The sequence below is a fragment of the Craterilacuibacter sp. genome (assembly GCF_051659485.1).
In the GTDB taxonomy this organism is placed as follows: domain Bacteria; phylum Pseudomonadota; class Gammaproteobacteria; order Burkholderiales; family Chromobacteriaceae; genus Craterilacuibacter.
In genome coordinates, this window is sequence record NZ_JBOFOO010000057.1 from 1 (window position 1) to 9,829 (window position 9,829).

A 9,829-nucleotide genomic window follows, 5' to 3' on the forward strand; every position below is an offset into this window, starting at 1 on the left:
TACCCGCTGTCATCCATCCCATATAATTTGAGCCTGTCCCTTATCTAGTACTTATCCCCCTTGAACGACATTCCCTTATCCATCCTGTTTCTGACGCTGGTGATCCTGCTGGCGATTTCCGCGTTTTTTTCCATGTCCGAAACCGGGATGATGGCGGCCAACCGCTTCCGCTTGAAATCACAGGCCGCCGCCGGCGACAAGGGCGCGCGCCGGGCGCTGGCGCTGCTTGGGCAGACCGACAAGCTCTTGGGCGTGATCCTGCTGGGCAACAACTTCGTCAACTCGGCGGCCGCTTCGCTGTCGACCGTGATTGTCTTCCGGCTGGTGGGGCAGAACGAGCTGGCGCTGGGTATCGCCACGCTGGCGGTGACATTCGCCATTCTGGTGTTTTCCGAGGCGACGCCCAAAATTCTGGCCGCCGCCCATGCGCTCAAGGTGGCCACCACCGTCAGCGGTACGCTTTCCTTGTTGCTCAAGCTGTTATATCCGCTGGTGTGGTTTGTGAACCTGTTTGTGCAGGGGGTGCTGAAGTTGTTGCGGGTGCCGGTCACGGCCGATAGCGGCCAGATCTCTGCCGACGAGTTGCGCCTGCTGGCGCTGGAGTCGACGCGCTTCAAGCAGAGCAAGCACCGCTCCATGCTGGTTAACCTGTTTGAGCTGGAAGGCTTCACCGTCGAAGACGTGATGGTGCCAAGACGCCACATCGAAGCGGTAGATCTGGGAGAAACGCTGGAGGAAACGCAGGACAAGCTGCAGACCTGCCATCATTCGCGTATTCTGGTATGCGAAAATGGGCTGGAAAATTTGATTGGCATTTTACATGTGCGTAAAGTGCTACACCTGATGTGCGAGGGCCTGACGCTGGAGGGGCTGCGCGAAGTCGCCCGCGAGCCGTATTTCGTGCCGGCCAGTACCCCGCTGTTTACCCAGCTACAGAATTTTCAGGAAAATCGCCGTCGTATCGGTGTGGTGGTGGACGAGTACGGCGAGTTGATGGGCTTGGTGACGATGGAGGACATCCTCGAAGTGGTGGTGGGCGAGTTCACCACCCAGTCGCCGGAGCAGGCGACGCTGGTGACCCGCACCGAGGATGGCGCTTTGCTGGTGGATGCCAGCATGGCGCTACGCGATCTGAACCGCCAGTTCGCGCTCAAGCTGCCGCTATCCGGCCCCAAGACGCTGAACGGCTTATTGCTTGAATATTTTGGCGACATTCCCGAAGTGGGGACCTGTTGCAAACGCTACGGCTGCATCTTTGAAATACAGCAAATCGGCGAGCGCGCGATACGGCGCGTGCGGGTGAGCAAGGCATGAGTGCCCGCCGCGTGCCTGAGCATGCGGCGGATATAAAAACAGGAGTGGGATAGGCTTATGGATAATATGGCGGGTCTTTCCGGCATGGGGCGTGCGCTGGTGCAGCACGGTAAATTGTCGCAGCAGGATGCAGATGCAATAGAACAACAGGCGAAAACCGCCAATTGCACCTTTGTCGAGCAATTGCTGGCCAGTAAAAAGTTTTCCCCGCTGACGCTGGCGACCTTTGCCTCGCACGCTTTCGGCTTCCCCCTGTTTGATCTGTCCGCTGTTGATCCGGATAATTTGCCGCACGGCCTCCTCGACGAGACGCTGGTGGTGCAGCGGCGGCTGCTGCCGCTATTCAAGCGCGGTAGCAAGCTGTTTATTGCCGTGTCCGATCCGACCATGACCCAGACGCTGCACGCGATCACCTTCAAGACCGGTCTGGCGGTCGATGTGGTGGTAGTGGAAGACGACAAGCTGGGGCGTTTGATTACGCGTTTTGGTGAAAATAACGCCGATGCCCTGAGTGCGCTGATCGATGAAGATCTGGGCGAGATGCAGCTGATCGATCCGGATGCGCCGACAGGGGACAAGCTGCCGGATGTGGAAGATGCGCCGGTGGTGAAGTTTATCCACAAAATCTTGCTGGACGCGGTGAAGGGCGGCGCATCGGACATCCATTTCGAGCCTTATGAAAAGTTTTACCGTATCCGCTATCGCATCGATGGCGAGCTCAAGGAAGTCGCCCGCCCGCCGCTGGTGATCAAGGACAAGATTGCGTCGCGCATCAAGGTGATTTCGCGGCTGGATATTTCGGAAAAGCGCGTGCCGCAGGATGGCCGCCTCAAACTGGTGATCTCCAAGCACAAGGCGATCGATTTCCGGGTCAGCACCCTGCCGACCCTGTATGGCGAAAAGATCGTGATGCGTATTCTGGACGCGTCGGCCGCCTCGCTGGATGTGGAGCAACTGGGTTTCGAACCGGAACAGAAAAAGCTGCTGCTGGATGCGATCGAACGCCCGTACGGCATGGTGCTGGTGACCGGGCCGACCGGCTCGGGCAAGACCGTATCGCTGTACTCCTGCCTGAATATCCTGAATAAGCCCGACACTAATATCTCGACCGCAGAAGACCCGGTGGAAATCAACTTGCCGGGGATCAATCAGGTCAACGTCAATGAAAAAGCCGGGCTGACCTTTGCTGCCGCCTTGCGCGCCTTCTTGCGCCAGGATCCGGACATCATCATGGTGGGCGAGATTCGCGACTTTGAAACGGCGGATATTTCGATCAAGGCCGCACAAACCGGGCATATGGTGTTCTCGACGCTGCATACCAATAACGCACCGGCCACGCTGACCCGTCTGCTCAATATGGGGGTGGCGCCCTTTAACGTGGCAAGCTCGGTGCTGCTGATCATGGCCCAGCGTCTGGGGCGGCGTTTGTGCAAGGCCTGCAAGGCGCCGGTCGAGATTCCGCAGGCGGCCTTGCTGCAGGCGGGCTTTAGCGAGGCCGAGCTGGATGGCAGCTGGCAGCCTTATGGCCCGGTGGGTTGTGATGCCTGTCGCGGTAGCGGCTATAAGGGGCGAACCGGCCTGTACGAGCTGATGCCGATGACGGACGCGATGATACGGCTGATCCTGCGCGATGGTAACGCCAGCGAGATTTCCGATCTGGCCCTCAAGGAAGGCATGGTTGATCTGCGCCATTCCGGCTTGCTCAAGGTCAAGCAAGGCGTGACGTCGCTGACCGAAGTGCTGGCGATCACCAACGACTGATCCTGTCTGGCTTTGCATCTGAATAACAATAACGGACCGAGATATGGCTAAAGCTGCAAGCATTAAAAAACCCGCCCAGTATGTTTGGGAATGGGAGGGGAAGAACAGGGATGGCAAGGTGGTGCGTAACGAGATGCGTGCCGAAACCGAGTCTGTCGCCAGGATGATGTTGCGCCGGCAGGGCGTCAACGTGATCAAGATCAAGCGCCAGCGCCGCAAACTGGGCAGCAGCATCACCGAAAAAGACGTGGCGCTGTTTACCCGCCAGTTGTCGACCATGATGCGCGCCGGCGTGCCGCTATTGCAGGCTTTCGATATTACCGCGCGCGGGCACAGCAATCCGCGCATGACCAAGCTGCTGCTGGATATCCGCGCCGAAGTGGAAAACGGCACCTCGCTGTCGGAGTCTTTCCGCAAGCACCCGCTGCAGTTCGATGCCCTGTTCTGCAATATGATCGCCGCCGGTGAAACCGGTGGCGTGCTGGACTCCCTGCTGGACAAGCTGGCGACCTATAAGGAAAAAACGCTGGCGATCAAGGCCAAGATCAAGTCGGCCATGATCTACCCGACCGCGATTATCGGCACCGCCTTTATCATTACCGCCGTGATCATGATTTACGTGATTCCGGCGTTTAAAGACCTGTTTTCCAGCTTCGGCGCCGACTTGCCGGCGCCGACCATGTTCGTGATCTGGTTGTCCGATTTCTTTGTCGACTGGTGGTGGCTGATTTTCGGCGGCCTGTTTGGCGGTATTTTTGGCGCCATGTTTGCCTTCAAGCGTTCACCCAAGGCCCACAAGATCGCCGACCGCATCGTGCTCAAGCTGCCGGTCATTGGCGATATCATCAGGAAGGCGACCATTGCGCGCTGGACTCGCACTCTGGCCACGCTGTTTACGGCCGGTGTGCCGCTGGTCGAGGCGCTGGATTCGGTGGGCGGGGCGTCGGGTAATCAGGTGTATGCCGATGTGACGGCCGAGATCCGCGCCGAGGTGAGTACCGGTACCAGCCTGACTTACGCCATGCAAAAGAGCGAGCTGTTCCCCAATATGGTGCTGCAGATGACGGCGATTGGTGAAGAATCGGGCTCGCTGGACTCGATGCTGGAAAAGGTCGCCGACTTTTATGAAGAAGAAGTCGATAACGCGGTCGCGGCGCTGTCCAGCCTGATGGAGCCGGTAATCATGGTGATTCTGGGGGTACTGATCGGTGGTCTGGTGATCGCGATGTATATGCCTATCTTCAAGATGGGTCAGGTGGTGGGCTAATGGCTGTTTTCGATCTGATGCTGGCCTTGCCGCCTGCGCTGTTTATCTTGTTGCTGGCGCTGTTCGGCCTGTTTGTCGGCAGCTTTCTCAATGTGGTGATTGCGCGTCTGCCGGTAATGATGGAGCGCGCCTGGGCGGCCGAGTGTGCCGAGTTTCAGGGGCAGGTGCCGCCCGAACAGCCGGTGTTCAACCTGATGCTGCCGCGCTCGCGCTGCCCGCAGTGCGGTGCCGGCATTCGGCCCTGGCACAATATCCCGCTACTGGGGTATCTGATGCTGGGCGGGCGGTGTGCCGACTGCAAGACGAAAATTCCGCTGCGTTATCCGCTGGTCGAATTGGCGACGGGCGTGCTGTTTGCGCTGCTGGCCTGGCGTTTCGGGCCGTCAGCCATGCTGGCCGGCAGCTTGCTGCTGACGGCGGCGCTGATCGCGCTGACCTGTATCGATGCCGATACCCAGCTGTTGCCGGACGACATCACCTTGCCCCTGCTGTGGGCCGGCCTCGCGTTCCATCTGCTGACCGCTACGCTGCCGCTGGCGGATGCCGTCATCGGTGCGATGGCCGGCTATCTTTCCTTGTGGTCGGTATTCTGGCTATTCAAGTTCGCCACCGGCAAGGAAGGCATGGGCTATGGCGACTTCAAGCTGCTGGCCGCGCTGGGCGCATGGCTGGGCTGGCAGATGTTGCCGCTGATTATTCTGCTGTCCAGTCTGGTGGGCGCGCTATGGGGCATCGCCATGATGGCGACCGCCCGTCTGGGGCGTGGCCAGCCTTTGCCGTTCGGCCCGTATCTGGCGGCGGCCGGTTTTATTGCGCTGCTGTGGGGACACGATATTGTGGGGTGGTATCTTGCCAGCCTGTAAGCGGCCGGTGGTCGGACTGACCGGCGGCATCGGTTCGGGCAAGAGTGCGGTGGCGGCGCGCTTTGCCGCGCGCGGCGTGGCGGTGGTGGATACCGACGAGGTTGCTCATGCCCTGACCGCTAGCGGTGGCGCGGCCATGCCGGCAATTGCGGCGGCATTTGGCGCCACGGTGCTGGCTGCCGATGGCAGCATGGACCGGGCTGCGATGCGTGCGCGGGTGTTTGCCGATCCGGCCGAGCGCACCCGGCTCGAGGCGATTTTGCATCCGGTGATCTTTAGCGAGAGCATGCGTAGGCTGGCTGCAGCCCAAGGGCCGTATGCGTTGCTGGTGGTGCCTTTGCTGTTTGAAACCGGCAGCTATCTTGATCAGGTGGCACGCACGCTGTGCATAGACTGTCCGGAAGAAATACAGCTGGCGCGGGTGATGCAGCGCAGTCATCTGGACGAAAAGCAGGTGCGCGCCATCATGGCCGCGCAGTTGTCGCGCAGCGCGCGTTTGGCCCGATCTGACGATGTTCTGGATAATAGTGGTGATTTATCTACGCTTGATCTTCAAGTCGAGCTTAAACATCGTTATTATCTAGCCTGTTTTTCCGGTGCGGCGTTGCCGCCCTCGTCCACAGACCATACGGATTCGCGTAGTGATTAGTTTCGAGTTCCCAGTTACAGAACGAACACGCGCTTTGCTCCGCCTGGAGCAGCTTTATCTACGCCTGAATTTTTTCATCGCGCGGGAGCATCCGTTCGAGCATCATTCCGCACTGCTGGTCCTGTTTGAAATTATGGAAGTGGCTTCGCGGGCCGAACTCAAGTCCGACCTGTTGCAGGAGCTGGAACGGCAGAAACAGACTCTGGAAGGCTTGCACAGTAATCCAGCCATTGATGTGGTGGCGCTGGATGCGGCACTGGAACATATCGATCAGGTGGCTGGCCGCCTGCTGAAGCTGACCAGCAAGTTCGGCCAGCATTTGCGCGAGAACGAATGGCTGATGGCGATCAAGCAGCGTGCGGTCATCCCGGGCGGCACCTGCTCGTTTGATCTGCCTTCCTACGCCTTGTGGCAGAGTAAAAGTGCCGCTGAACGCCAAGCGGATATCCAGCGCTGGGCCGAGCCTTTGATGCCGACCTCGGATGCCGCCGATATCCTGCTGCGCCTGCTGCGTGATAGCGGGAAAACCCATCAGTATCAGGCGCGACGGGGTACATTCCAGCAGATGTCGGGTGGGCGCGTGGTGCAGTTGATACGGGTCGACTATCCCGAGGGATTGGAGGCTTTGCCTGAATTGTCCGCCAATAAATACGCGATCAACCTGCGCTTCATTCATGCCAGTACCGGCGAAGCCCGTGCCCGGCAGAGCGAGCAGGATATTGATTTTGCCATGACCTTTTGCAAGTTTTAAGCCATGAAATCCCAAACCGATTCCCGTATTAAAACCGTACCATGCCCGACCTGCGGTGCCCGTGTGGCATGGACGCCGGAAAGCCGTTTTCGCCCGTTTTGCAGCGAGCGCTGCAAGCTGATTGATCTGGGGCAGTGGGCCGATGAAAGCTATCGGGTACCAACCAGCCCGCCGGACGAGTTGGGGGAATAGGGAATAGGGAATAGGGGCGTTTTATTCCCCACTCCCTGATCCCGCTTTGTATCCGCTTTACGTTCTCGCAAACAAGGTGCTTTGCGAGAAATAGCCCTTCACCCCGGCCAAGAGTGCTTCCGCCATCTGGCGCTGGAAGGCGGGGTTGACCAGTTTCTTTTCTTCTTCCGGATTACTGATAAACGCCGTCTCCACCAGGATGGACGGGATGTCCGGCGCCTTGAGTACGGCAAAGCCGGCCTGTTCCACCAGCGATTTGTGCAGCGTATTGAGGTTGCCCATATGACCCAATACGGCCTTGCCCAGCTTCAGGCTGTCGTTGATGGTCGCCGTCTGTGTCAGGTCGAGCAGGGTGTGGGCCAGATATTTATCCTTGCCGCCTATCTTGACCCCGCCTATCAAGTCGGCGTCGTTCTGGGTCTTGGCCAGAAAGCGTGCCGCCGTCGACGTCGCGCCCTTTTCCGACAGTGCGAACACCGAAGAGCCGCGCGCGGTCGGAGTGGTGAAGGCATCGGCGTGGATGGAGATAAACAGATCCGCCCCCAGCTTGCGTGCCTTGGCGACCCGCACCCCCAGCGGAATAAACACATCTTCGTCACGCGTCAGGTGCGCGCGCATATTGCGCTGGCTATTGATCAGCTTTTGCAGTTCGCGTGCGATTTTCAGTACCACATCCTTTTCCCGCACCCCGCTAGGCCCCACCGCACCCGGGTCTTCGCCGCCGTGCCCCGGGTCGAGCACGATGGTCACCGGACGGTCGACGCCGGCCTTGCCCGGCTGCGGCTTGAGCTGCGGCTTTTCGTCCAGCTTGCCCTTGCTGTAATCCTGCAGGAGCGCCAGCAGCGGGTCGTCCTGCTCCTTGGCCGGATACAGATCGACCACCAGACGGTCGCGGAACTCGGCCACCGGCCCCAGTGTAAACACTTGCGGGCTGATATCGGATTTCAGCTCCAGCACCAGCCGTACGGTGTCGGCGGTGAACTGGCCGGCACGGGCGCTGGTGATAAACGGATCGGATGGCAGGATCTGGCTGCTGATGCCCGACAGCATGGCGTTCAGGGTGACGCCTTGCAGATCGATGACCAGCCGCGCCGGATTGCTCAGGCTGAACTGCTTGTAGCGCAGCGCCTCGCTGGATTCCAGCGTGATGCGGGTATAGGTTGACGAAGGCCAGATGCGTAGCGCCACGATTTGCGGTGTAGCGGCAAAGCCTATGCGGCTGACGGACAGCAGCCAGGTCGCCGCCGCTGCGCCTACTAGGCGGCGTCGGGTCAGCTTGAAAGTCTGGTCAGGCATTGTTTCCCCTGTGCGCTATGGGCGCGAATACAATAGTTGCGGCCATCGTCGGCGACAGCCAGCGCGATGGTGAGGTCGGCTGCGGGCAGCAGACCCTGTGCTTTTTCCGGCCACTCGACCAGGCACAGAGTGTCGCTGCCGAAATAGTCGCGAAAGCCGGCATCTTCCCATTCTTCCGCATCATTAAAGCGGTACAGGTCAAAGTGGTGCGCTGTCATTGCCGCCAGCGTATAGGTCTCGACCAGTGTATAAGTCGGGCTCTTGACCCGGCCGGCGTGACCCAGGCCCTGCAACAGGCCGCGGGTGAGCGTGGTCTTGCCAGCGCCCAGATCGCCTTCCAGAAAAATCACGATGCCCGCTGCAATACTGTGTGCCAGGGCTGCGCCTAGTCTGAGGGTCGCCGCTTCGTCCGGCAGGTGACCGCTGCAGGTGCTGGTATCATCCATAACCATGACCGAGAGTAAATTGCAAAACGTGGATTATCCCGAATTGGCGGCACAAATCAAAGCATGGTCGCAAGAGCTGGGCTTTGACGGTGTGCGCATTACCCGCGCCACGCTGCCTGCCGAGGCCGGCGAACGCCTGCAGGCGTGGCTGGATGCCGGCTACCATGGCGAGATGGACTATATGGCGCGCCATGGCCTGATGCGGGTGCGTCCGGCCGAATTGGTGCCCGGCGCGCTAACCGTGGTGTCCTTGCGCATGAATTACTGGCCGGGCGAGGCCCGGGCTGCCGAGGCGGTGCTGGCCGACCCCGAGGCTGCCTATCTGTCGCGCTACGCGCTGGGACGTGATTACCACAAGGTATTGCGTAACCGTCTGCAGCAGCTTAGCGAGCGGGTGAGAACGGCCGCCAGTGCGCTGGGCGGCCGGGTGTTTACCGACAGTGCACCGATTGCCGAAGTGGCACTGGCCACACAGGGCGGCCTGGGCTGGCGCGGCAAGCACACCTTGCTGTTGACGCGCGAGCAGGGCTCGCTGTTTTTTCTGGGCGAAATCGTCACCGATCTGCCCTTGCCCGAAGATATCGAAGAACCCGCCCATTGCGGCAGTTGTACCCGCTGCATCGATGTCTGCCCGACACAGGCTATCGTCGCGCCTTACCAGCTGGATGCCCGGCGCTGCATTTCCTATCTCACCATCGAGCTTGCCGGTGCCATCCCGGCCGAACTGCGCCCGCTGATCGGCAACCGCGTCTATGGCTGTGACGATTGCCAGCTGGTGTGCCCGTGGAACCGCTTTGCCGTCGCCAGTGGCGAGGCTGATTTTGCCGTGCGTCATGGCTTGGATGATGTCAGCCTGAGTACGCTGTTTGCCTGGAGCGAAGACGATTTCAAGACGCGCATGGCCGGCAGCCCGATTTACCGTATCGGTTATGAGCGCTGGCTGCGCAATCTGGCGGTAGGGTTGGGCAATGCACCCTCTACCCCGGCAGTGCTGGCTGCTCTGGCCGCGCGGCGCGAGGACGCATCGGCGCTGGTGCGCGAGCATGTGGCGTGGGCGCTGGCGCGGCATGGGGAATAGGGAATGGGGAATGGGGAATGGGGGCGGCTGGCGGGTTTGGTTTTTCGGGATCGGGGAGCCGGGAATCGGGAGTCGCGGTGTTGACGTGCTTGGGTCGGTTCGCAACACTGAAATCCGAGTCCCGAGTCCCGAGTCCCGAGTCCCGAGTCCCGAGTCCCGAGTCCCGAGTCCCGAGTCCCGAGTCCCGAGTCCCGAGTCCCGAGTCCCGAGTC

10 protein-coding genes are annotated in these 9,829 nt (G+C 60.2%); 8 read left to right on the top strand and 2 right to left on the bottom strand.

What is annotated here, in order from left to right:
* The first annotated feature begins 60 nt into the window (after positions 1-60).
* From ACRC1E_RS01820 to yacG, 7 genes are read left to right on the top strand one after another with little or no spacing between them, the layout of a single operon-like run.
* Positions 61-1,314 (top strand): HlyC/CorC family transporter, encoded by a 1,254-nt coding sequence (locus tag ACRC1E_RS01820; protein ID WP_438513399.1) that lies wholly within the window; start codon positions 61-63, stop codon positions 1,312-1,314.
* 57 nt (positions 1,315-1,371) lie between these two features.
* On the top strand, positions 1,372-3,075 hold the full coding sequence (pilB, locus tag ACRC1E_RS01825; protein ID WP_438513400.1) for a type IV-A pilus assembly ATPase PilB: 1,704 nt from the start codon (positions 1,372-1,374) through the stop codon (positions 3,073-3,075).
* A gap of 43 nt (positions 3,076-3,118) precedes the next feature.
* Positions 3,119-4,342, top strand: a complete 1,224-nt coding sequence (locus ACRC1E_RS01830; protein ID WP_438513401.1) for a type II secretion system F family protein — start codon at positions 3,119-3,121, stop codon at positions 4,340-4,342.
* A complete protein-coding gene (locus ACRC1E_RS01835; protein WP_438513402.1) occupies positions 4,342-5,205 on the top strand; it encodes a prepilin peptidase in 864 nt (287 codons plus the stop codon). The genes ACRC1E_RS01830 and ACRC1E_RS01835 overlap by 1 nt, the downstream gene beginning before the upstream one ends.
* Positions 5,192-5,854 carry a dephospho-CoA kinase gene (gene coaE / locus ACRC1E_RS01840; RefSeq protein WP_438513403.1) on the top strand — a complete coding sequence of 221 codons (663 nt, stop codon included), beginning with the start codon at positions 5,192-5,194 and terminating at the stop codon, positions 5,852-5,854. Before ACRC1E_RS01835 ends, coaE begins: the two co-directional genes overlap by 14 nt.
* 34 nt (positions 5,855-5,888) lie before the next feature.
* Positions 5,889-6,605 (top strand): cell division protein ZapD, encoded by a 717-nt coding sequence (gene zapD / locus ACRC1E_RS01845; protein ID WP_438513404.1) that lies wholly within the window; start codon positions 5,889-5,891, stop codon positions 6,603-6,605.
* Between the two features lie 3 nt (positions 6,606-6,608).
* Positions 6,609-6,797 (top strand): DNA gyrase inhibitor YacG, encoded by a 189-nt coding sequence (gene yacG, locus ACRC1E_RS01850; protein WP_438513405.1) that lies wholly within the window; start codon positions 6,609-6,611, stop codon positions 6,795-6,797.
* Positions 6,798-6,854: 57 nt separating this feature from the next.
* Here yacG and ACRC1E_RS01855 read toward each other — a convergent pair whose 3' ends face one another.
* On the bottom strand, positions 6,855-8,093 hold the full coding sequence (locus tag ACRC1E_RS01855; protein WP_438513406.1) for an N-acetylmuramoyl-L-alanine amidase: 1,239 nt from the start codon (positions 8,091-8,093) through the stop codon (positions 6,855-6,857).
* Entirely contained in the window at positions 8,069-8,539 is a 471-nt protein-coding gene (gene tsaE, locus ACRC1E_RS01860) for a tRNA (adenosine(37)-N6)-threonylcarbamoyltransferase complex ATPase subunit type 1 TsaE (protein ID WP_438513407.1), read from the bottom strand. The genes ACRC1E_RS01855 and tsaE overlap by 25 nt, the downstream gene beginning before the upstream one ends.
* 4 nt (positions 8,540-8,543) lie before the next feature.
* On the opposite strand from tsaE, the gene queG reads away from it, so the two are divergent.
* Positions 8,544-9,617 carry a tRNA epoxyqueuosine(34) reductase QueG gene (gene queG / locus ACRC1E_RS01865; protein ID WP_438513408.1) on the top strand — a complete coding sequence of 358 codons (1,074 nt, stop codon included), beginning with the start codon at positions 8,544-8,546 and terminating at the stop codon, positions 9,615-9,617.
* The last annotated feature ends 212 nt before the right edge of the window (positions 9,618-9,829 follow it).